This window comes from Enterobacter pseudoroggenkampii, from assembly GCF_026420145.1.
Taxonomy (GTDB): domain Bacteria; phylum Pseudomonadota; class Gammaproteobacteria; order Enterobacterales; family Enterobacteriaceae; genus Enterobacter; species Enterobacter pseudoroggenkampii.
The window spans coordinates 645,737-670,084 of sequence record NZ_JAPMLV010000001.1 but is presented as its reverse complement, the minus strand read 5'-3'; the positions used below and the strand labels follow the sequence as shown (position 1 = coordinate 670,084).

At 54.8% G+C, this 24,348-nt stretch carries 17 protein-coding genes; 4 read left to right on the top strand and 13 right to left on the bottom strand.

The genetic code is table 11. From position 1 onward, the window contains the following. Nucleotides 1-51: 51 nt before the first annotated feature. The 3 genes from aroA to OTG14_RS03190 form a co-directional block, all read right to left on the bottom strand. On the bottom strand, nt 52-1,335 hold the full coding sequence (gene aroA, locus OTG14_RS03200) for a 3-phosphoshikimate 1-carboxyvinyltransferase (protein WP_267214577.1): 1,284 nt from the start codon (nt 1,333-1,335) through the stop codon (nt 52-54). Nucleotides 1,336-1,404: 69 nt separating this feature from the next. Continuing rightward, entirely contained in the window at nt 1,405-2,493 is a 1,089-nt protein-coding gene (serC, locus tag OTG14_RS03195) for a 3-phosphoserine/phosphohydroxythreonine transaminase (protein ID WP_024907796.1), read from the bottom strand. Nucleotides 2,494-2,655: 162 nt separating this feature from the next. Then, nucleotides 2,656-3,348, bottom strand: a complete 693-nt coding sequence (locus tag OTG14_RS03190; RefSeq protein WP_023310994.1) for a DUF421 domain-containing protein — start codon at nt 3,346-3,348, stop codon at nt 2,656-2,658. 127 nt (nt 3,349-3,475) lie between these two features. Between OTG14_RS03190 and ycaO the strand changes: the two genes are divergently transcribed. The 4 genes from ycaO (at nt 3,476) to pflA (ending at nt 9,778) form a co-directional block, all read left to right on the top strand. Next, on the top strand, nt 3,476-5,236 hold the full coding sequence (ycaO, locus tag OTG14_RS03185; protein WP_090417532.1) for a 30S ribosomal protein S12 methylthiotransferase accessory factor YcaO: 1,761 nt from the start codon (nt 3,476-3,478) through the stop codon (nt 5,234-5,236). 406 nt (nt 5,237-5,642) lie between these two features. Continuing rightward, the gene (gene focA, locus OTG14_RS03180; RefSeq protein ID WP_008499974.1) at nt 5,643-6,500 is read left to right on the top strand and encodes a formate transporter FocA; all 858 of its coding nucleotides are present in this window, start codon (nt 5,643-5,645) and stop codon (nt 6,498-6,500) included. Between the two features lie 51 nt (nt 6,501-6,551). Then, the gene (pflB, locus tag OTG14_RS03175; protein ID WP_023310992.1) at nt 6,552-8,834 is read left to right on the top strand and encodes a formate C-acetyltransferase; all 2,283 of its coding nucleotides are present in this window, start codon (nt 6,552-6,554) and stop codon (nt 8,832-8,834) included. Between the two features lie 203 nt (nt 8,835-9,037). After that, entirely contained in the window at nt 9,038-9,778 is a 741-nt protein-coding gene (gene pflA, locus OTG14_RS03170; RefSeq protein WP_267214576.1) for a pyruvate formate lyase 1-activating protein, read from the top strand. Between the two features lie 35 nt (nt 9,779-9,813). On the opposite strand, the gene OTG14_RS03165 is transcribed toward pflA, so the two are convergent. The 10 genes from OTG14_RS03165 to lrp form a co-directional block, all read right to left on the bottom strand. Continuing rightward, nucleotides 9,814-10,335 carry an anti-virulence regulator CigR family protein gene (locus tag OTG14_RS03165; protein WP_267214575.1) on the bottom strand — a complete coding sequence of 174 codons (522 nt, stop codon included), beginning with the start codon at nt 10,333-10,335 and terminating at the stop codon, nt 9,814-9,816. 123 nt (nt 10,336-10,458) lie between these two features. Further along, nucleotides 10,459-11,607 carry an MFS transporter gene (locus tag OTG14_RS03160; protein WP_008499979.1) on the bottom strand — a complete coding sequence of 383 codons (1,149 nt, stop codon included), beginning with the start codon at nt 11,605-11,607 and terminating at the stop codon, nt 10,459-10,461. A 275-nt stretch (nt 11,608-11,882) separates the two neighbouring features. Beyond that, nucleotides 11,883-12,746: a dimethyl sulfoxide reductase anchor subunit family protein gene (locus OTG14_RS03155; RefSeq protein WP_267214574.1), complete on the bottom strand. Its 864-nt coding sequence runs from the start codon at nt 12,744-12,746 to the stop codon at nt 11,883-11,885. 1 nt (nt 12,747) lies between these two features. After that, nucleotides 12,748-13,365 (bottom strand): DMSO/selenate family reductase complex B subunit, encoded by a 618-nt coding sequence (locus OTG14_RS03150; RefSeq protein WP_021240882.1) that lies wholly within the window; start codon nt 13,363-13,365, stop codon nt 12,748-12,750. A gap of 10 nt (nt 13,366-13,375) precedes the next feature. Then, a complete protein-coding gene (gene dmsA / locus OTG14_RS03145; RefSeq protein ID WP_048990985.1) occupies nt 13,376-15,820 on the bottom strand; it encodes a dimethylsulfoxide reductase subunit A in 2,445 nt (814 codons plus the stop codon). A 210-nt stretch (nt 15,821-16,030) separates the two neighbouring features. Beyond that, entirely contained in the window at nt 16,031-17,323 is a 1,293-nt protein-coding gene (serS, locus tag OTG14_RS03140; RefSeq protein WP_047071876.1) for a serine--tRNA ligase, read from the bottom strand. A gap of 92 nt (nt 17,324-17,415) precedes the next feature. Beyond that, nucleotides 17,416-18,759, bottom strand: coding sequence for a replication-associated recombination protein RarA (rarA, locus tag OTG14_RS03135; RefSeq protein WP_024907805.1), 1,344 nt, complete (start codon nt 18,757-18,759; stop codon nt 17,416-17,418). Between the two features lie 9 nt (nt 18,760-18,768). Next, nucleotides 18,769-19,383 (bottom strand): outer membrane lipoprotein periplasmic chaperone LolA, encoded by a 615-nt coding sequence (gene lolA / locus OTG14_RS03130; protein WP_032639238.1) that lies wholly within the window; start codon nt 19,381-19,383, stop codon nt 18,769-18,771. A 128-nt stretch (nt 19,384-19,511) separates the two neighbouring features. Next, a complete protein-coding gene (locus tag OTG14_RS03125; protein ID WP_267214573.1) occupies nt 19,512-23,183 on the bottom strand; it encodes a DNA translocase FtsK 4TM domain-containing protein in 3,672 nt (1,223 codons plus the stop codon). Nucleotides 23,184-23,318: 135 nt separating this feature from the next. Continuing rightward, nucleotides 23,319-23,813: a leucine-responsive transcriptional regulator Lrp gene (lrp, locus tag OTG14_RS03120; RefSeq protein WP_000228469.1), complete on the bottom strand. Its 495-nt coding sequence runs from the start codon at nt 23,811-23,813 to the stop codon at nt 23,319-23,321. Nucleotides 23,814-24,348 lie beyond the last annotated feature (535 nt).

The following is a 24,348-nucleotide window of genomic DNA, read 5'->3' as shown; positions in this document are numbered from 1 at the left end:
TCGTAATGAAGCGTAAGCAAATGCCGCATCGGGCGATGCGGCAAGGCGTTATCAGGCCAGCGTACTAATGCGTGCCAGCTGTTCGAAGTAGTCCGGGAAGGTTTTCGCGGTACATTTCGGGTCAAGGATCGTGACAGGCGTATCTGACAGCGCCACCAGCGAGAAGCACATCGCCATACGGTGATCGTTGTAGGTTCCGATTTCCGCAAACTGCAGTTTTGCAGGAGGCGTGACGCGAATGTAGTCTTCGCCCTCTTCCACCTCGGCACCGACTTTTCGCAGCTCTGTCGCCATCGCGAACAGGCGGTCCGTCTCTTTTACGCGCCAGTTGTAGATGTTACGCAGCGTGGTCGTGCCTTTGGCGAACAGTGCCGCCGTGGCAATGGTCATCGCCGCATCCGGGATATGGTTCATGTCCATGTCGATGGCGTTCAGCTCACCGTGGGTACAGGAGATAAAGTCATCGCCCCAGGTGACAATGGCGCCCATTTTTTCCAGCACGTCCGCAAAACGGATATCGCCCTGCACGCTGTTACGGCCAATACCGGTCACTTTTACCGTTCCGCCCTTAATCGCACCCGCGGCCAGGAAGTAGGACGCGGATGACGCATCCCCTTCAACCAGGTAGTTGCCCGGAGACTGGTACTGCTGTGCCCCGCGCACCACGAAGCGCTGATAAGACTGGTTTTCCACCTCAACGCCGAAAGTTTTCATCAGGTGCAGCGTGATATCAATATACGGTTTGGAGACCAGCTCGCCTTTAATCGTGATAACTGTATCCTGCGGGGCCAGCGGCGCGGTCATCAGCAGTGCCGTCAGGAACTGGCTGGAGACGCTGCCGTCAACCTCGACGTGACCGCCGGTAAAACCGCCGCGCAGACGCAGTGGCGGATAGTTTTCCTGCTCCAGATAGTCAATCTGCGCGCCGCCCTGACGCAGGGCATCCACCAGGTGACCAATCGGGCGCTCTTTCATGCGCGGCTCGCCGGTCAGCACAATATTGTTGCTTCCCAGGCACAGGGCCGCCGCCAGCGGGCGCATAGCGGTACCCGCGTTGCCCAGAAAAAGCTCAAGCTCTTCACCCGAGCGCAGCGCGCCGCCGTTGCCGGTCACTTCGCAGCGGGTACGATCGTCGGAGAGAATGTAATGAACGCCCAACGCTTTCAGCGCATTGAGCATATGGCGCACGTCATCGCTGTCCAGCAGGTTTGTGAGGACGGTGGTGCCGTTTGCCAGAGCTGCCAGCAGCAGAGCGCGGTTCGAGACACTTTTTGAACCAGGCAGATTGATGGTGCCATCTACCCGCGCGATAGGTTGTAACGTCAGGGATTCCATGAAAACTAAACTCTCAACTCAACATAATAAAAACCCCGCAGGGGCGCTGCGGGGGTGAAAAACAGCAAATTAACCGTGACGACGTTCGAAGTCGATCATGAAATCCGTCAGGGCTTTAACGCCTTCCAGCGGCATCGCGTTATAGATGGAGGCGCGCATGCCGCCCACGACACGGTGACCTTTGAGCGCGTGCAGGCCTGCCGCGAAGGACTCTTCCAGGAACACTTTGTCCAGGTTGCTGTCCGCCAGCTGGAACGGTACGTTCATGCGGGAACGGTTAGCGTTCGCCACATCGTTGCGGTAGAAATCACTCTTGTCGATCACGCCATAAAGCAGTTCAGCTTTCTGCTGATTTACTTTGTCCATCTGCGCCACGCCGCCGTTTTGCTTCAGCCATTTGAAGACCAGGCCGGAGAGGTACCAGGCAAACGTCGGTGGGGTGTTGAACATAGAATCGTTGTCGTTCAGCACGGTGTAATCGAGAATCGACGGGCAGGATGTATGTGCTTTACCCAGCAGATCTTCACGCACGATAACAATCGTCAGGCCTGCAGGGCCGATATTTTTCTGTGCGCCCGCGTAGATCACGCCATAACGGCTGACGTCAATTGGCGCAGACAGAATGGTGGAGGAGAAGTCAGCGGCAACCACGACATCGCTGCCGAAGTCTGGCGTCTCGTCGATGGCAATCCCATCAATGGTTTCGTTCGGGCAGTAGTGCAGATACGCTGCATTATCAGAAAGCTGCCACTCGCGCATTGGCTTCACGGCGCGCAGACCGTCAACGGTCACTTTGGCGTCGATCACATTCGGCGTGCAGTATTTATGCGCTTCTTTAATGGCGCTTGCTGCCCAGTAACCCGCATCAACGTAGTCAGCCGTCGTTTTGTCACCGAGGATATTCAGCGGAATACCCGCAAACTGGCCGCGTCCACCGCCGTGACAGAACAATACTTTGTAGTTCGAGGGAATATTCAGCAGATCGCGAAAATCCTTTTCTGCCTCTTCTGCCACCTGAATAAACTCTTTACCCCGGTGGCTGATTTCCATCACCGACGTACCGAGACCGTTCCAGTCACAAAGTTCCTGTTGAGCCTGTTTAAGCACGTCTGCCGGCAACATTGCCGGACCTGAACTGAAATTAAAGACTTGAGCCATTTCCCCTCACCACGCTAAAAGCCATAAGTTATAACTGTGGATATCGGTTTTATCATTCAGTGACACGCGCCGCAATGTCTAAAACTTATGACCCGTGAAATGTGCCCCGCGTCACACAAAACAATCTGCCGCCTCGTTAAGACAAAACCGACAAAATGGCTGTCAGGTGATGCGTTTGGCCCGGCTAACCTTCGTCCATTCCGGATTTGCGCAGCGAGGGCATAATTGACGATCCCCCGGCTGCATCGCTACAACATGGCTACATCTTACGCAAGCATACTCGCCTGATTCAGGCACCGTTCTGAAACGCTCAATGAGCATATCCGGCAGGATACACAGCCCCGGCTTCACCTCGTCGTCAGAATAGTAATAAACGCTGATCTGCCCATTAGTTTCCATGATCGCCAGACGCACCTGCCCGAGCTGTTCCACGCTGTTCAGGCGTAGCTCCATAAAGAACTCAAACTCGGTCATATTGGCGCTTTGTACATTTTCCCAGGCCAGCTGTCCGTCCTCGACGATAACGACCGGCTTCCCTTCAAGCAGATCTTCCAGCTTTTCGCTTTTCGACATCAGCCACATGACAAGACGATAAAGTAGCGCCAGTGAGACAAAAACGATAAACACCGGCACCATCGGCACATCATCATAGAAGGCGACGTCCCCCGCCGCTGAACCCAGCGTCAGAATAATCAACACCTCAAAGAGCGACATCTGCCGTACGCCGCGACGGCCGGTGATTTTAAGAAACAGGAAGACAAGTACGAAGGTATACAGGCTGCGCAGCGCCACTTCGCCCAGAAATTCAGGAGGAACTTTATCAAACGCCATCCGCTGGAGATCAAATGCTTTCATTTTTCTATGCCTTAACAGTCAGTTACTGCCACTAAGCATAGTCCAGCCATTTATTTTCGCCGAAGATAGCACCCGTCAGGCAAAACCCGTATCATTGCGCGCTTTACGTACGATAAAAGTGACCGCCATGACTCAAACGTTTATCCCCGGCAAAGACGCCGCCCTGGAAGATTCCATCGCTCGCTTCCAGCAGAAACTGACCGACCTGGGTTTTAACATCGAAGAAGCCTCCTGGCTCAATCCGGTGCCTCATGTCTGGTCCGTGCATATTCGCGACAAAGAGTGTGCCCTGTGCTTTACCAACGGTAAAGGCGCGACAAAAAAAGCGGCACTGGCCTCTGCGCTGGGTGAGTATTTTGAGCGTCTGTCCACCAACTATTTCTTCGCTGATTTCTGGCTGGGCGAGACCATCGCTAACGGCCCGTTCGTTCACTATCCAAATGAAAAATGGTTCCCGCTGACCGAAGATGACGAACTGCCGAAAGGTATTCTCGACGCTCGCCTGCGTGCCTTCTACGATCCAGACAACGAACTGACCGCCAGCATGCTGATCGATCTGCAGTCCGGTAACGAGGATCGCGGTATCTGCGCCCTGCCGTTTACCCGTCAGTCTGACGAGCAGACCGTTTATATCCCGATGAACATCGTCGGCAACCTGTATGTGTCCAACGGTATGTCCGCCGGTAACACCCGCAATGAAGCACGCGTGCAGGGTCTGTCTGAAGTCTTTGAGCGCCACATCAAAAACCGCATCATCGCTGAATCTATCAGCCTGCCTGAAATTCCGGCAGACGTGCTGGCACGCTACCCGGGCGTGGTGGAATCCATCGCCAAACTGGAAGCAGAAGGTTTCCCAATCTTTGCCTATGACGGCTCTCTGGGCGGTAAGTACCCGGTTATCTGCGTCGTGCTGTTTAACCCAACCAACGGCACCTGCTTCGCCTCTTTCGGCGCGCACCCGGACTTCGGCGTGGCGCTGGAGCGTACCGTTACCGAACTGCTGCAGGGCCGTAGCCTGAAAGATCTCGACGTGTTTACGCCGCCAACGTTTGACGACGAAGAAGTGGCCGAGCATACCAACCTCGAAACCCACTTCATCGATTCCAGCGGCTTAATTTCCTGGGATATGTTCAAGCAGGACGCCGACTATCCGTTCGTGGACTGGAGCTTTGCCGGAACCACGGAAGAAGAGTTCGCCACGCTGATGGCGATCTTCAACTCGGAAGATCAGGAAGTGTATATTGCCGATTACGAGCATCTTGGCGTCTACGCGTGCCGCATTATTGTTCCGGGCATGTCCGACATCTACCCTGCTGAAGATCTGTGGCTGGCGAATAACAGCATGGGTGCACACCTGCGCGAAACGCTGCTGGCACTGCCGGGCAGCGAATGGGAGAAAGAAGATTATCTGAACCTGATCGCCCAGCTGGACGAAGAAGGCCACGATGACTTCACCCGCGTACGCGAACTGCTGGGTCTGGCGACCGGTAAAGACAACGGCTGGTATACCCTGCGTATCGGTGAGCTGAAAGCAATGCTGGCCCTGGCGGGTGGCGATTTGGATCAGGCTCTGGCCTGGACCGAGTGGACCATGGAATTCAACCAGTCGGTCTTCTCTGCCGAGCGCACCAACTATTACCGCTGCCTGCAAACCCTGCTGCTGCTTGCACAGGAAGAGGATCGCGAACCGCTGCAATACCTGAATGCTTTCGTGCGTATGTACGGTGCTGAAGCCGTAGAAGCAGCCAGCGCGGCCCTGAGCGGCGAAGCGCCGTTCTATGGCCTGCAGGCTGTTGATAGCGATCTGAAAGCCTTCCCGGCGCATCAGTCGCTGCTGAAGGCCTACGAAAAGCTGCAGAAAGCAAAAGCCGCTTACTGGTCAAAATAAGCGCACATAACATTACCAGCAGTAGGCGTATTCAATCGTCTGGGCTATATTACGGGGCAATTTCATTGCCCCGTTTTTTATTTTCTTCGGCAATGATTGTTGATTGTAATAATAAAGTTAAATACGGGTAAATATAATAATATTGATCTGGGCTTTACTGTTACTTTTTATGGTTAATACTCCATATTAATTAACTGCTTCAGAGGTGGCTGAACGAAAAAATTCAACTCTTTTCATAACTTTTAAAATTTATTTTTATACGGATAATCAAGCACTTACTCCGCATTTGTCGTAAAACCATACACACTGCGGGCCTATAAGCCAGGCGAGATATGATCTATATCAATTTCTCTTCTATAATGCTTTGTTAGTATCTCGTCGCCGACTTAATAAAGAGAGAGTTAGTGTGAAAGCTGACAACCCTTTTGATCTTTTACTCCCCGCTGCAATGGCTAAAGTTGCCGAAGAAGCGGGTGTCTATAAAGCAACGAAACACCCGATGAAGACGTTCTATCTGGCGATCACGGCTGGTGTGTTCATCTCTATCGCTTTCGTCTTCTACATCACCGCCACCACCGGTACAGCCGGAATGCCTTTCGGCATGGCCAAACTGATTGGCGGCATTTGCTTCTCACTGGGTCTGATTCTCTGCGTCATCTGCGGCGCCGACCTCTTCACCTCAACGGTGCTGATTGTCGTGGCCAAGGCCAGCGGAAGAATTACCTGGGGTCAGCTGGCACGTAACTGGCTTAACGTCTACGTGGGTAACCTGGTTGGCTGTCTGCTCTTTGTTTTGTTGATGTGGCTTTCTGGCGAGTACATGACCGCCAACGGTGGCTGGGGCCTTAACGTCCTGCAAACCGCCGACCACAAAATGCACCACACATTTATCGAAGCCGTTGCTCTCGGCATCCTCGCTAACCTGATGGTCTGCCTGGCTGTATGGATGAGCTACTCGGGTCGTAGCCTGATGGACAAAGCCTTAATTATGGTTCTGCCGGTTGCGATGTTCGTTGCCAGCGGCTTTGAGCACAGTATCGCGAATATGTTCATGATCCCAATGGGCATTGTTATCCGCGACTTTGCGAGCCCGGAGTTCTGGACCGCAGTTGGTTCATCCCCGGAAAGTTTCTCTCACCTGACTATTATGAATTTCATTACTGATAACCTGATCCCTGTCACTATCGGGAACATTATCGGTGGGGGTCTGTTAGTTGGGTTGACATACTGGGTCATTTACCTGCGTGGCGACGATCATCATTGATGGTTTTCTCAGGCAGTAAATAAAAAATCCACTTAAGAAGGTAGGTGTTACATGTCCGAGCTTAATGAAAAGTTAGCCACAGCCTGGGAAGGTTTTGCGAAAGGTGACTGGCAGAATGAAGTAAACGTACGTGACTTCATTCAGAAAAACTATACCCCGTATGAAGGTGACGAATCCTTCCTGGCTGGCGCAACTGACGCGACCACCAAGCTGTGGGACAGCGTAATGGAAGGCGTTAAACTGGAAAACCGCACTCACGCGCCAGTTGATTTTGACACCTCCGTTGCTTCCACCATCACTTCTCACGATGCTGGCTATATCAACAAAGCCCTTGAGAAAATCGTTGGTCTGCAGACTGAAGCACCACTGAAACGCGCAATCATCCCGTTCGGTGGCATCAAAATGGTTGAAGGTTCCTGCAAAGCGTATAACCGCGAGCTGGACCCAATGCTGAAAAAAATCTTCACCGAATACCGCAAAACCCACAACCAGGGTGTATTCGATGTTTACACCAAAGACATTCTGAACTGCCGTAAATCTGGCGTTCTGACTGGTCTGCCAGATGCGTATGGCCGTGGCCGTATCATCGGTGACTACCGTCGCGTTGCGCTGTACGGTATCGACTTCCTGATGAAAGACAAATACGCTCAGTTCGTGTCTCTGCAGTCCGATCTGGAAAACGGCGTAAACCTGGAAGCGACTATCCGTCTGCGTGAAGAAATCGCTGAACAGCACCGCGCGCTGGGTCAGATCAAAGAGATGGCGGCTAAATATGGCTGCGATATCTCTGGTCCTGCTACCAACGCTCAGGAAGCTATCCAGTGGACCTACTTCGGCTACCTGGCCGCAGTTAAGTCTCAGAACGGTGCAGCGATGTCCTTCGGTCGCGTATCCACCTTCCTGGATGCTTACATCGAACGTGACCTGAAAGCAGGCAAAATCACCGAACAAGACGCTCAGGAAATGATTGACCACCTGGTCATGAAACTGCGTATGGTTCGCTTCCTGCGTACGCCTGAATACGATGAGCTGTTCTCCGGTGACCCAATCTGGGCAACTGAATCCATCGGCGGTATGGGCGTTGACGGCCGTACTCTGGTGACCAAAAACAGCTTCCGCTTCCTGAACACCCTGTACACCATGGGTCCTTCTCCGGAGCCGAACATCACCGTTCTGTGGTCTGAAAAACTGCCTCTGAACTTCAAGAAATTCGCCGCTAAAGTGTCCATCGACACCTCTTCTCTGCAGTACGAGAACGATGACCTGATGCGTCCGGACTTCAACAACGACGATTACGCTATCGCTTGCTGCGTAAGCCCAATGGTTGTTGGTAAACAAATGCAGTTCTTCGGTGCGCGTGCAAACCTGGCGAAAACCATGCTGTACGCAATCAACGGCGGCGTTGATGAAAAACTGAAAATGCAGGTTGGTCCTAAGTCTGAACCGATCAAAGGCGACGTTCTGAACTTCGACGAAGTGATGGACCGCATGGATCACTTCATGGACTGGCTGGCGAAACAGTACGTCACTGCGCTGAACGTTATCCACTACATGCACGACAAGTACAGCTACGAAGCTTCTCTGATGGCGCTGCACGACCGTGACGTTATCCGCACCATGGCGTGTGGTATCGCAGGTCTGTCCGTTGCTGCTGACTCCCTGTCTGCAATCAAATATGCGAAAGTTAAACCAATTCGTGACGAAGACGGTCTGGCTATCGACTTCGAAATCGAAGGCGAATATCCGCAGTTTGGTAACAACGATTCTCGCGTTGATGACATGGCGGTTGACCTGGTAGAACGTTTCATGAAGAAAATTCAGAAACTGACTACCTACCGTAACGCTATCCCGACTCAGTCTGTTCTGACCATCACCTCTAACGTTGTGTATGGTAAGAAAACCGGTAACACCCCAGACGGTCGTCGTGCTGGCGCGCCATTCGGCCCAGGTGCTAACCCAATGCACGGTCGTGACCAGAAAGGTGCGGTTGCCTCTCTGACCTCCGTTGCTAAACTGCCGTTTGCTTACGCGAAAGATGGTATCTCTTACACCTTCTCTATCGTGCCAAACGCGCTGGGTAAAGACGACGAAGTGCGTAAAACTAACCTCGCGGGTCTGATGGATGGTTACTTCCACCACGAAGCGTCCATCGAAGGTGGTCAGCACCTGAACGTGAACGTTATGAACCGTGAAATGCTGCTCGACGCGATGGAACACCCTGAGAAATATCCTCAGCTGACCATCCGCGTATCTGGCTACGCAGTACGTTTTAACTCCCTGACTAAAGAACAGCAGCAGGACGTTATCACCCGTACTTTCACTCAGTCCATGTAAGTGGAATTGACTGAAATCACGCGTTAACAAGCGTACAATAAAGGCTCCACGTCAGTGGGGCCTTTTTAGCACCCTCTCCACCTCAGTCTCTTTTGTCCGCTATCTATACTGAATGGATAACAGCCAAAACAGACTTAACACAGCCGGCTTTGAGCTGTGCATACACAGGCCCGGGACGGGCCGATGATGGAGATATCACCGCAATGTCAACTATTGGTCGTATTCACTCCTTTGAATCCTGTGGCACCGTCGATGGCCCGGGTATCCGCTTTATCACCTTTTTCCAGGGCTGCCTGATGCGCTGCCTGTACTGCCATAACCGAGACACCTGGGACACGCACGGCGGTAAAGAAGTCACCGTCGACGATCTGATGAAAGAGGTGGTGACCTATCGCCACTTTATGAACGCCTCCGGCGGCGGCGTCACCGCATCCGGCGGTGAAGCCATTCTGCAGGCTGAATTTGTCCGCGACTGGTTCCGCGCCTGCCGCAAAGAAGGCATTCATACCTGTCTCGATACCAACGGCTTTGTACGTCGCTACGATCCGGTTATCGACGAGCTGCTCGAAGTGACCGATCTGGTGATGCTCGATCTCAAACAGATGAACGATGAGATCCACCAGAACCTCGTTGGTGTTTCAAACCACCGCACGCTGGAATTTGCCAAATACATTGCCGATAAAGGCATTAAAACCTGGATCCGCTACGTGGTGGTGCCTGGCTGGTCAGACGACGACGACTCCGCGCACCGCCTCGGGGAATTTACTCGCGATATGGGCAACGTCGAGAAAATCGAGCTTCTGCCCTATCACGAGCTGGGTAAACATAAGTGGGTGGCAATGGGTGAAGAGTACAAACTCGATGGCGTGAAGCCGCCGAAGAAAGAGACGATGGAACGCGTCAAAGATATTCTTGAACAGTACGGCCACAAGGTAATGTATTAAAGAAAGGCCCGGTGAGAACCGGGCCTTTTTATATTCTATTTAAAGACGCCGTTAATAACGGACGTCACAATAGCTGTACTCAGTGCAATTAAGACCAGGTCGTCACCCACTACCCGCCACTCATAGCCTGGATAGGAAGGAAGCTGGTCCAGCATTGAGGCTGGCACGGCCTTCTTCGCAATCCCCGGAGGCAACGGCTTACCACGCGCCAGGTTTTTCGCGATACCCGGAGGCAGAGACTTATAGCCCGTTAAGCCATAATTCAGCGCCAGATGGCGGGCATGATCGAAACTCACGCGAGCGTCGACATCGCTACCGACATCTTTACTGCTTTTAACGCTCTTATCCGATTTTCCAGGGTTATCCTGACCGTTATTTTGCTTATTGCCATGGTTACCAGAATTCCCGTTTCCATGACTGCCGCTGTTACCCTGTCCGCCACCGTTTCCGTGACCATTGCCATTCCCGTTGCCAGGATTAGCCATGACCGGAGCCGTTGCAAACGTTAAAGACAACACTACGGCCAGTGCGGTAGTGGAAAAACGACGAATAGACATGATTGCTGCCTTATTGTGGTAGGACTCACCTGAATTATCGTCCGGCACAATAAACAAACAATAAGTAAAACTCTGAGTTGTGGTGGGGACAAAAAAGCCTGTCATCGACAGGCTTTTAATTCATCAGGCATGAGCCACAGGCGTTGGGTGTTCGCCCGCTTTGCGCAGCAGCATTAAGAGATAAATAAACGATACGCTGGCGATCATGATAAACAATAAATTATCAGAGTAATTCTGCATCAGCATCGCGGTAAACGTCGGCCCTAATAAACTGCCGATGGTATAGCTCAGTAACAGCGCCTGGTTCATTGCCACCAGCTGGTGATGTTCTACTTTCTCACAGGCCCAGGCCATCGCAACCGGATAGAGCGTAAAGCCGGCGGCCCCGAGAATAAACAGCGCAGGCGCCATCGCGGCGTTGCTGAGCATGGCAAGACAGCCCATGATCACCACGAAGACCTGAACGCGCAGCACCAGCAGACGACCGAAACGATCCGCCAGACGGCCAATCGGCCACTGCCCGACAATACCCGCGCTTACCATGACCGCCATCCAGAAGCCAATTCCGGAATCGCTGACGCCCTGATGATTAAGATAGAGCGGCATCAGGCCATAGAGCGAGCCCAGTACAATCCCCGAGATAATGCAGCCGTTAACGCCCAGACGCGCCTGACGGAGTCTGAGCATTGGCCAGACGTGTGTCGCTTCCTGATGCTCGCTGTTCTGGTTCACAATGCGCGTGAAGAGCAGCGGCAGGATCGCGGCCAGCACCATGCCCGTTACCCACGGCAGAACGCTCATCAGGTCGGTTGGCAGCTTGCTGACCATCAGTTGTCCCAGCACGGTGCCGACGTAGTAAACCATCATATAGGCCGCCAGCAGGCGTCCGCGGTTGCGGGAGGTGCCGCTGCACATCAGCGCACTTTCAACCACCACCCAAATCATCGCGCAGCCTACGCCAGCGATAAAGCGCCATGCCATCCAGCTCCAGAAGCCGACCATCAGGCCCAGCCCGGCACACCCGGCGGCGAAAATCAGCGAGGCCAGATAATAGCTGCGGTTAAAGCCAAAGCGCTTAATCAGGCTCCCGGTCACCAGCGTACCAAGCAGGTTCCCGGTAAAAAAGGACGAGCTGACCATACCCACCTGCCAGGTCGGTAAGTTTTCATGGGCGAGCCAAAGCGGGACGAGCGTATTTAACACTGCGATCGCCAGGGTCAACAGAAGCAGGCCACAGAGCAACAGCAGCACTGGCCGGGTATAGGTGGTCATGGATTAAAAACCGTGAGGAAGTTCAGATTTCGTGCGCATCATGCCACTGGCAAAAACAAAGTCAATCCACTGATTTAGCCGCCTCGCACAATATGTTCCCTGTCGATTTAAAAAACTTATCCTGCTAATGCCACGCCTGCTATAGATATTAATTATGTCTCTGTTTTCATTTATTAATGGGCAAAATTAAAACAACACGACAGTCGAAAAATTTCATGATCGAAAAAAGAAAAAGCCGGGCACTCTGGCCCGGCTTGATATAACCAAATGCAACGTTAGCTGGCGACAGCCATACCAACGGTCATATGCAATCCATAGAACACGCCGCGACCAATCAGCTCACCCGCCAGTACCAGCACAAAAGCCAGTGACAACAGCGGCAGCGCAGGCTGATAGCCTTTGAGCTGAGGAGCAATCCAGAATACCAGCGCAGCGACCAGCAGAACGATACGCCAGGCCATCAGAGAACCGTAGTCCGGCACCAGGGCAGAGGCCTGCTGGATAGAGCTGTGAATGGTTGCCAGTTCAGAACCCTGCATCAGGGCGACCATCGCACTCACTACCAGCGCCAGCAGCGAAACAGCGGGCAGCAAACGCATTGCCCATCCGTCGACACCCGCCACGCGCAGCAGCAGGTAGCCCAGCAGCGGCCCGCCGATAAACATCGTCAGGAAGAAGCTCATCGGCGTCCAGACGCTGTACCAGGTTGGAACGGTATCGATAGTGTTATACACACGCACCATCATCCACACGAACACCACGCCCAGCACCATGGTCAGGATCAGCCACAGGCTGCGCAGACCCGCAGGCAATTTCTTCATCGCGGCCAGCAACCAGCCCAGACCACCGACGGCAAAGAAAATTGCCCCGCTGGCAATCTCGTTACTGAGGGATGAGGCTCCCACGCGGTTTAGAGAGTTGAACGCGCGCATCGGTGAACCCAGGTGCAGAGTGGAGGCGATAAAGCCAATTCCCATCAGCACCCACAGGCCAAACATGCTCAACACCAGACGCTGCTGCTGTTCGGCATTGAGGTTCCCTTTTAACAACGCCAGCGCGAGCACAATGAAACCGCCCGCCACGCACTGGCCAAAGACCGTGAAGATCATCAGCGGCCATTCATGCCATCCACTTCCCATCTCACACCTCCTTCGGATTTGCCAGGTAGCCGGTGGTGTCACCTGTAGGACGGCTGTTGGCGTTAGGTTTAATCACAATACTCGGCTTCGTGAAGTGCGCAGACGGCAGCGGTGCCACGGCGGCGAGCTGACCGTGTTTCTGACGCAGCTCTTCAATCGGGCCGAAGTCCAGCGCGCGCAGCGGACAGGACTCGACGCAAATCGGCTTTTTGCCATCCGCTACGCGGGTGTGGCAACCATCGCATTTGGTCATATGGCCCTTGGCAGCGTTGTACTGTGGCGCGCCATACGGACAGGCCATATGGCAGTAGCGGCAGCCGATACAGACATCTTCATCCACCACCACAAAACCGTCTTCGCGCTTGTGCATCGCACCGCTCGGGCAGACCTTGGTACAGGCCGGATCTTCACAATGGTTACAGGCAATCGACAGGTAGTACGCAAAGACGTTCTGATGCCAGACGCCGTTATCTTCCTGCCAGTCGCCACCGGCGTATTCGTAAATGCGGCGGAAGCTGACGTCCGGGGTCAGGTCTTTGTAATCTTTACAGGCCAGCTCGCAGGTTTTGCACCCGGTGCAACGGCTGGAATCAATAAAAAATCCATACTGGGTTGTCATCGGCTACTCCTTAAACCTTTTCAACCTGGACAAGGTTTGTGTGGGATGGGTTGCCCTTCGCCAGCGGCGACGGACGCTGCGTGGTCAGCACGTTAATACTGCCCGCCTGGTCGATGCGGTTGGCATCAGGGCTGTACCAGGCCCCTTCCCCCAGCGCCACCACGCCTGGCATCATGCGCGGCGTCACTTTGGCCTCAATGTGCACCTCGCCGCGACCGTTGAAGATGCGTACGCGATCGCCATTGCTGATGCCGCGTGCTTTAGCATCCATCGGGTTGATCCACATCTCCTGACGGCAGGCGGCTTTCAGCACGTCGACGTTGCCGTAGGTGGAGTGCACGCGCGCTTTGTAGTGGAAACCGGTCAGCTGCAGCGGGAATTTCGCCGTCAGCGGATCGTTGTAGTTTTCGAAACCTGGCGTGTAGATCGGCAGCGGATCGATAACGTCTCCTTCCGGCAGCTCCCAGGTCGACGCGATTTTTGCCAGCTCTTCGGAGTAGATTTCGATTTTGCCCGACGGCGTGGTCAACGGGTTCGCCTGAGGATCTTCACGGAACGCTTTATACGCTACGTGATGCCCTTCCGGATCGCGCTGTTTGTACATACCCTGCTTGCGGAAGGTGTCGAAGTCCGGCAGGTCAGGGATCGCTTTACGGGAGAGTTCATGCAGATGACGCATCCACCCTTCCTGAGTACGTCCCTCGGTAAACTGCTGCTCAACGCCAAGACGTTTCGCCAGCTCAGAGGTCATCTCATAGATGGTTTTGCACTCGAAGCGCGGTTTAATAGCCTGGTCAGTAAAGATCACGTAGGACATGTTGCCGCAGGAGGCGTCCAGCGCGAAATCCATCTGCTCAGAGGCGGTGCAGTCCGGTAGCAGGATATCGGCATATATCGCCGAGGAGGTCATGTGGCAGTCGATCACTACAATCATCTCGCACTTCTTGTCATCCTGCAGGATTTCATGGGTGCGGTTGATTTCTGAATGCTGGTTAATGAGACAGTTACCGGCATAGTTCCAGATCATCTTGATCGGCACGTCCAGCTTGTCTTTGCCGCGTACGCCGTCGCGCAGGGCGGTCATTTCCGGACCCCGTTCGATCGCATCGGTCCACATAAACATGGAGATGCTGGTCTGAACCGGGTTATCCAGCGTCGGCATACGTTCGAACGGCACTTCATATGAGCCTTCACGCGCGCCGGTGTTACCGCCGTGAATGCCGACGTTGCCGGTCAGAATGGAGAGCATGGAGATGGCACGGGTCGCGATTTCACCGTTCGCATGACGCTGCGGCCCCCAGCCCTGGCTGATATAGGCCGGTTTGGCTGAGCCAATCTCACGCGCCAGCTGAACGATACGCTCTGGCGGGATGCCGGTGATGGTGGACGCCCATTCCGGCGTTTTTGCTACACCATCGCTGCCCTGACCGAGGATATACGCCTTGTAGTGACCGTTTGCCGGCGCGCTGGCGGGCAGGGTTTTCTCGTCATAGCCGACGCAGTATTTATCCAGGAAAGACTGATCGACAAGGTTCTCTGTGATCATCACCCACGCCAGGGCGGAGACCAGCGCCGCATCGGTACCCGGACGAATGGGGATCCACTCATCTTCGCGTCCGGCACCGGTGTCGGTATAGCGCGGATCGATGATGATCATGCGGGCATTGGATTTAGCGCGGGCCTGTTCGAGGTAGTAGGTCACCCCGCCGCCGCTCATGCGGGTTTCGCCCGGATTGTTACCAAACAGGACGACCAGCTTACTGTTTTCGATATCAGACGGGCTGTTGCCGTCCGCCCAGCCGCCATAGGTGTAGTTCAGGCCAGCAGCGATCTGCGCCGAAGAGTAGTCACCATAGTGATTGAGATAACCGCCGCAGCAGTTCATCAGGCGCGCCACCAGCGTTTTACCTGGTGGCCAGGAGCGGGTCAGCGTGCCGCCGAGCGTCCCGGTGCCGTAGTTCAGGTAGATGGATTCGTTGCCGTACTCTTTGATAAGGCGCTGCATATTGGTGGCGATGATGTCGTAGGCTTCATCCCAGCTAATTCGCTCGAACTTCCCTTCCCCGCGCTTACCGACGCGCTTCATCGGGTATTTCAGGCGGTCCGGATTATAGACACGACGACGCATGGAGCGACCACGCAGGCAGGCACGGACCTGATGTAACCCTTCGTAGTTATCGTCCCCGGTATTGTCGGTTTCGACATATTTAATTTCACCATCCACCACATGCATACGCAGCGGACAACGGCTACCGCAGTTTACGGTACAGGCACTCCACACCACTTTTTCCGGGGCAGTGGCCGGGGACAGAGCCTCTGCCGCCGACGCCAGTCGGGTAAAGGGGAGCGTGAAGGCACTGCTGGCTACGGCCAGGCCGCCTATGGCCGTGGTTTTCATCAACCCACGGCGAGTGACCTCGGCAGCCATTAATGCTTCAGGCGCGTTGATTTTCATAGAGACTCACTTTGGTTGCTCACAAAGAAAAGAGAGGCGGCGCATACCGCTATGTAGTTTTATATATAACGAATATCTTCGTTATCAGCTTTTTGTGCTGACTTTCATTCGGAGGAGTATTACTACTTTAGAGGGAGAGGTTATTGCTTCGTATCAAATCAAAGGCATAAAAAAAGCGCCCTGAGGCGCTTTTTTGTTTTAAGACAAATATTAGCCGATGTACTGCTGGCCTTTCATGTATGGACGCAGCACTTCAGGGATCTCAATACGACCGTCTGCCTGCTGGTAGTTTTCCAGCACGGCAACCAGCGTACGGCCTACAGCCAGACCAGAACCGTTCAGGGTATGCACCAGACGGGTTTTCTTGTCAGATTTGCTGCGGCAGCGAGCCTGCATGCGGCGCGCCTGGAAATCCCAGACGTTAGAGCAGGAGGAGATTTCACGGTAGGTGTTCTGCGCAGGCACCCACACTTCCAGATCGAAGGTCTTGCAGGCGCCAAAGCCCATATCACCGGTACACAGCGCCATACGACGGTACGGCAGACCCAGCAGCTCCAGCACTTTCTCAGCGTGGCCGGTCATCTCTTCCAGAGCGTCCATGGATTCTTCAGGACGGACGATCTGCACCATCTCGACTTTGTCGAACTGGTGCATACGGATCAGACCGCGCGTGTCGCGACCGTAAGAACCGGCTTCAGAACGGAAGCACGGAGAGTGCGCCGTCAGTTTGATCGGCAGATCGTCTTCGTCGATGATCTCATCACGCACGAGGTTAGTTAGCGGCACCTCCGCGGTTGGGATCAGCGCGTAGTTGCTGCTGTCGGCTTCCTCGTCCAGCGGACGGGTGTGGAACAGATCGCCGGCAAATTTCGGCAGTTGGCCCGTACCGTACAGCGTATCGTGGTTAACCAGATACGGTACGTAGGTTTCGCTGTAACCGTGCTGCTCGGTGTGCAGATCCAGCATGAACTGCGCCAGCGCACGGTGCAGATGGGCAATCTGGCCTTTCATCACCACGAAGCGAGAGCCGGTCAGCTTAACCGCTGCCGCAAAGTCCAGGCCCGCGTGCATTTCGCCCAGCGTCACGTGATCGCGCACCTCGAAGTCAAACTCACGAGGCGTGCCCCAGCGTTTCACTTCAACGTTGTCGTTTTCATCTTTGCCGACAGGCACGCTGTCGTCAGGAATATTCGGGATAGCCAGGGCAATATCACGAATCTCGGTCTGAAGAACGTCCAGCTCAGCTTTCGCCTGATCCAGTTCTTCACCCAGTTTGTTCACTTCCAGGCGTAATGGCTCAATATCTTCCCCGCGCGCTTTCGCCTGGCCGATGGATTTCGATCGAGAGTTACGCTCTGCCTGCAGATTTTCAGTTTGTACCTGCAGAACTTTACGACGCTCTTCAAGAGCGCGCAGCTTATCTACATCCAGCTTAAAGCCCCGGCGTGCCAGTTTTTCAGCGACTGCGTCTGGCTCATTACGCAGCAGATTGGGATCGAGCATGCTTATCCTGTGCTTATCGAATTAAAATAGGAAAATGTGACCACAGCCTGCGGCCACAAGGATACATTGCCAACATTACCGCAACGATTGAACTAACGGTAGCGTTTTATAGGGCTATTTTGATCCTGTCCGGCGAGCCAGGTGAGCTTTTCACCAATCTTGCCCTCAAGACCTCTGTTTGTGGGGTGATAATAGCGCGTTTGTGCCATCTCCTGCGGGAAATATTCCTCCCCGGCAGCGTAGGCATTGGGTTCGTCGTGAGCGTAGCGATACTCCTGCCCGTAACCCATCTCTTTCATCAGCCTGGTCGGCGCGTTACGCAGGTGAACCGGCACATCGTAGTCCGGCCGTTCGCGCGCGTCGGACATCGCCGCTTTGAAGGCGGTATAAACCGCATTGCTTTTCGGCGCGCAGGCCAGATAGACAATCGCCTGCGCTATGGCACGTTCGCCTTCCGCGGGTCCAACGCGGGTGAAGCAGTCCCAGGCCGAAAGCGCGACCTGCATAGCGCGAGGATCGGCATTGCCGACATCTTCTGATGCAATCGCCAGGCAGCGACGCGCGACGTATAACGGATCGCCGCCCGCAGTGATAATGCGCGCGTACCAGTAAAGCGCCGCATCCGGCGCGCTGCCGCGCACGGACTTATGCAGCGCCGAGATCAGGTCGTAAAAACGGTCGCCTTTGTTATCGAAACGCGCGCTGCGCTCCCCGGCAATTTCGGTGAGCAGCTCCTGCTTCAGCACCCGCTTCCCGGCATCGTCGACTTCGGCCATATCGGCCATCATTTCCAGCGTATTCAGCGCCCGACGCGCATCGCCGTTGACCAGCTCGGCAATCGCACGACGCGTGTCGTCAGGCAGAACGATATCCTGCCCGCCGTAGCCCCGCGCTTTGTCGTCCATCGCCTGAGTAAGAACCTTTTCGATATCCTCGGTCGTCAGCGATTTGAGCAGGTAAACGCGCGCGCGGGAGAGCAGCGCCGAGTTCAGCTCAAACGACGGGTTTTCGGTGGTCGCGCCGATGAAGAAGATCGTGCCGTCTTCAATATGCGGCAGGAAGGCATCCTGCTGGCTCTTGTTGAAGCGGTGGACTTCGTCCACGAAGAGGATGGTGCGCCGCCCGGCATTGCGGTTCTGCCGCGCACGCTCGATCGCCTCACGGATCTCTTTCACGCCGGAGGTGACCGCCGAGATGCGTTCAACGTCCGCGTTGGCATAGCGGGCGATCACTTCTGCAAGCGTGGTCTTGCCGGTACCAGGGGGGCCCCAGAGGATCATGGAGTGAAGATGTCCGGCCTCAATAGCGCGCGGCAATGGCTTACCGGCAGCCAGCAGGTGCTGCTGGCCGATGTACTGCGCTAAATTTTCTGGCCGCATGCGAGCGGCCAGAGGTTGAAACGCGTTATCTGAAAAATCGAGCGACAGATTGCCCACTCACGCCTCTTACTTATTGCGTTGGTCGTCCACCGTTACGCCCTGCGGCGGGGTAAAGGTGAATTTCGATGCATCAACGGCGCCGTTCTGCTGAGATTTAAGCTGGTAGCTGCTGCGCTGATCGTCCTGCTCAACCGCGCCGAACTGATTGATGGTACCGTTGGTGCTTACGTTAATGGTGAACTGCTTCAGGTTGCCGTTGCTGCCTTTCGGCGTCAGGACAAACTCGTCACCCGTCTGTTTAATATTGTACTGCTGCCAGTCGCTGGCCTGGTTACGGGCAATCAGCATAAACGGCGTATTGCTGGTGGCATCCTTCAGCCAAGTCGCCGTAGCCTGCTCAACGAACGGGTTGAAGAACCATAAGGTTTTGCCGTCAGACACCAGGATGCTCTCATCCGGCTGGGTCATGTGCCAGTTGAACAAATTTGGGCGTTTTACCCACAAATCTCCCTGGCCTTCCTGCACCGCGTTGCCGCTGCCGTCAGTCACTTTTTGCGTGAAGCTGGCGTGGAAGCTGCTTACTTTATCCAGTCGGCTTTTAAGGTCGCTGGCTGCATCAGCCCAGACGCTGCTGGCGACAAAACTGGTGAGTAATGCACAGGCGATGGCGATTTTTTTCATTGTTATTCCTTAAAATACGTCTTCCCGATATGGGGTTTCCGTCTTCTATTCTGGACCTGCCCGAAGGCAGGCGACAGAAGAAAATGCTTAATTTTGGCTGATTTACCCTTCTTTGCAATCGCTGAAGGTTAATCAAACGGCGGCGGTGCCAGCACCTCGCGGTTACCGTTATGCCCCTGCTCGCTCACAATGCCCTGCGCTTCCATCTGCTCGATGATACGCGCCGCGCGGTTATAGCCGATGCGGAACTGACGCTGCACCCCAGAGATGGAGGCTTTGCGTTTTTCGGTAACGAAGCTAACCGCCTGATCGAATAACGGATCCAGCTCTTCGCCGCCGTCGAAGCCACCGCCGCCGCCTTCGCTTTCCGTATCGCTGGTAATGCCGTCAACATATTGTGGACGACCGCGCGCTTTCCAGTCCTGGACGACGGCGTGAACTTCCTCATCGCGGACGAACGCACCGTGGACACGCACCGGAGAGGTGGAGTTCGGGCCGGAATAGAGCATGTCACCCATACCCAGCAGCGACTCTGCACCGCCCTGGTCAAGAATGGTACGGGAGTCAATTTTACTTGATACGGTAAAGGCGATACGCGTCGGAATGTTCGCTTTGATAAGGCCGGTAATAACGTCCACAGAAGGACGCTGGGTCGCCAGCACAAGGTGAATACCGGCCGCACGCGCTTTCTGCGCCAGACGGGCAATCAACTCTTCCACTTTCTTACCGACGGTCATCATCAGGTCAGCGAATTCATCGACCAGCACGACGATATAAGGCAGTTTTTCGAGCACCGGATGCTGGGCATCCATGCTGTCACCCGGTTTCCAGTAAGGATCCGGAATCGGACGTCCCATGCGCACCGCCTGGGCGATTTTCTCGTTATAACCGGCCAGGTTACGCACGCCCAGCGCAGACATCAGCTTGTAGCGGCGTTCCATCTCATTGACGCTCCAGCGCAGGGCGTTGGCAGCATCTTTCATATCGGTCACAACTTCGGTCAGCAGATGCGGGATGCCTTCATAGACCGACAGTTCGAGCATTTTCGGGTCGATCATGATGAAACGCACATCTTCCGGCTGCGCTTTATACAGCATGCTGAGGATCATGGCGTTCACACCGACAGACTTACCGGAACCGGTAGTACCCGCGACCAGCAGGTGAGGCATTTTCGCGAGATCCGCCACCACCGGATCGCCCGCGATATCTTTGCCCAGCACCACGGTCAGCGGGGATGGGTTATCGCGGAATTTGGTGTTATCCAGCACTTCACGCAGGTAGACGGTCTGACGTTTCTTGTTCGGCAGCTCAAGCCCAACGTACGGTTTGCCCGGGATCACTTCCACCACACGTACCGCCACGGTCGACAGAGAACGCGCCAGGTCGCGGGACAGGTTGGAAATACGCGCGGCTTTTACGCCCGGCGCCAGGTTCAGTTCAAAACGGGTGATAACAGGACCCGGTGAGTAGTTCACCACGTCCGCCTTGATGCGGAAGTCAGCCAGACGGGCTTCGACCAGACGCGCCATTTGTTCGAGCGCGAAGGTATCGACCGGTTCCACTTCTGACGGCGGCGGCGTTAACAGATCCAGAGACGGCAGCGGCGTGCTTGGACGCTGCAGCGGACGACTGTCACCGTTACGCATCAGCAGCGGGTGAATCAGGCTCTCCTGCGGCTGAGGCGCAGGCTGCTGGAACTGCGGCGGCTGTGGTGCCTGCTGCGGTTGAGCATACGGCTGCTGAACAGGTTGTTGAGGCTGCGAGTATGTCTGTGGTGCTGGCTGCTGGCGCAGAGGCGCTGCTTCCGGCATCACGCTCGGGGTAAATAAAGGCTCGCTCGGGCCATCATCCACCAGATCTTTCATCGGCGAGAATTCAAAATCAGACAGCGAGAACGGGTTTGCACCCGCCGGTTGCTCACCGGAATAGCGCTGCTGCTGGGTGGCGGCAAACTGGCGCGCCAGTTCTGCTTCTGCCGCGTCCTCTTCATCTTCCAGCACCGGTTCATCGTGCTGGTATTCTTCACCGTAGCGCTGATTCTGCTGCGCAGCGAACTGGCGCGCCAGCTCGTCCTGCTGCATTTCATCGGCGTCATCTTCGTAGTCAGGCTCGCGCGCTTTCTCTTCAGCCATACGCTGGGAAGGCAGCTTGATACCATAAGAGGCAAGCTCTCGGCGGGTTGGAACGCGAACGCGGTTAGGGCGAGGCAGTTGCGGACCAATCCCCTCCTTCACCTGAGGACGTGGCGCGCCCCCTGTTGCCAGACTAAAGACAGGTGCGGCAGCGGCCGCAGTAGCCTGCTTCACGCTTTCCGCTACCGGTGCGACTGCAGGCGTCGGGTCGATCGGTGGAACGGAAACAGAAGGCGCTTTCGTCACCGGTTCAGGCACCGGCTGGTACCAGGCCGCCAGCTGCTCGCGTTCACGCGCACGACGCTCTTCGACTTCTTCGAAATAGTACAGCGGTGGACGGGCGGGCTTCACCTCTTCCACGATTTCAGGTTCAGGCTGCGGCTCAACATAAGGCTGCACAGGTTCAACCGGTTCAGGCACATACTCCTGATAAGGCTGGGCCACCGGCTGTTCATCGTGCGGGTAATTTTGCGGTTCATACGCAGGCTGCGGCGGCTGATAAGGCTGCTGCCACTGCTCCTGCTGCACAGGGACGTAGCTTTCAGGTTCAGGTGCGATAACGGGCTCCGGCGTGTGAACACCGGGCGCAGTCTGCCAGTCAACCTGCGGCTGCTGAATAACGGATTCCGGCGGCGAAACCGGCGCGGATGGCATCACAGCGTCGACCGGCGCGGCATACGCCTGCGCAGCGGTCGTCGCGGCGGCTGCTGCCGCAACCGGCTCGGTAACCGAGTGGCCATTTAACAGCGGATCGTATTCGTCGAAGTCACCCGGCGTGGCCCGGCTGCCGGAGAAGAGCACATCGTCAGGATCGACGGCGACACCCGCCGCGCGATACGCCACCTGCTCGTCTTCATCCATGCGTTTACCGGAGAAGAGCGCCGCATCGGTTTTACGGCCAAGCGGGTTGGCAAATTTCTCAGCAACACGCTGACGACGCGCCAGCGCGCCGCGCAGAATACGCGCACGACGAGACTCGCGACGCTGCACAGGCGCGTCATCTTCCTCTTCCTCTTCGTACTCGTCTTCATCAACCCACGTATCGTCACGACGGGTACGGTTGCTGGCGAAGGTCAGAATAGTGAGAATAAAACTGCCGATTTTCTCGGCAATGCTCACCCAGGACCAGCCGGTGAACAACGTCAGCCCGGCCGCCCAGATGCAGAGCAGCGCCAGCGTGCCGCCGCTGCTGTGCAGCATCGGCTGTAGTGCAGAACTGAGTAAACTGCCGATCACCCCGCCCGAGGCGAAGTACCAGATATCATCCGCATTAATCGCGGCCAGTCCGCACGAGGTGAGGATCAGCGCCAGCGCGCCAATCAGGCGCAGCGACACGGCGAAATAGTCGATGTAATCATCGTTCTGACGATGACGCCACGCAAACCAGCATCCGCCAATGATAATGACGGGAAGGGTATAGGCCATCACACCGAAAATGAAAAACAGCGTGTCCGCAAGCCAGGCACCGGGGACACCGCCTAAATTATGGATAGGCTCATGCCATGCAGTTTGTGACCAGCTGGGATCCGAGGGGTTGAAACTGAGTAAGGCTGCCATCAGCCAGACGGCAAAAAGGGCAATAATAATCAGCAAAGCCTCGAGGAGACGACGTCCGCTGCTTAGCTTCGATAGTGTGACTTCTTTGTCTTCAGTGTATTCCTGGCTCAAGAAAGGCTCTCCAGGTATCAGGCATATCCTGCCTGTTTGCTAAAACGGACAACAGTGCCGGGAATCCCCGGCACTGTTGCTGTATGGATTAACAGGAGTGTAATCAAACTACGCTGATTTTGCACCTGTTCCGTGTTAGCGCGTCTTAATAACCAGACGATTGCTCTGTTTGACCTCTTCCATCACCACATAGGTACGGGTGTCGTTCACGCCTGGCAGACGCAGCAGGGTTTCACCCAGCAGCTTACGGTAGGCGGACATATCAGGCACACGGGTTTTCAACAGGTAGTCGAAATCACCGGATACCAGGTGACACTCTTGAATTTCTTCAAGTTTCTGTACAGCGGCGTTAAATTGCTCAAACACATCCGGCGCACCACGATTCAGAGTAATCTCAACAAATACCAGAAGTGAGGCATCCAGATAATGCGGGTTCAGCAGAGCCGTATAGCCCTGAATGAAACCCTGTCTTTCCAGTCGACGCACACGCTCAAGGCACGGCGTCGGGGAAAGTCCCACACGTTTTGAAAGCTCGACGTTGGAAATACGCCCATCCTTTTGCAATTCATTAAGAATGTTACGATCGATACGGTCGAGATCTTTGCCAGGGCGCTTCTTGCTATCTACCATTATTATTGTCTCTCTGTATTCCTTCCCTACTCCTGCCTGGACCCTGTGCACATCACTGTTCAGAGCCTGTACCCGTTAGTCATCACATCGCCTGATTATGTATTAGACGCGATGCGGATTCGGGTTCTGTTGGTAAGAAGACCGTTGCCCGAAGGCAGTCACCGACATCACGTATGGCGTCTGTCCACGCCATGCGTAGATTTCACTGACCCGGTAAAAATGGCATTTACGTGCATGCCTATGCGGCATACGGTTAACACGGTTTTTTCTTCTTCCTTGAATGTTTTCGCAAAAGCGCAGGGGATTGTCAAAGCAAAACATCGTTTTTTAGTACAACATGCCGGATATTCATTGCGGCAGGGTATTAATCCTCATTTTATTGCCTTACAAACGACCGGTTTTCAGGAGAAAGCGTGATGTTATCGCGCGCTATTCATCGTCCGTGGCTATTACACAGATTGATATCAAAATTGCTGCGCTCTTTTTTTACGACAACAAATTCCCTACAATCCAGCCAAATGTCTGCCAACAACAA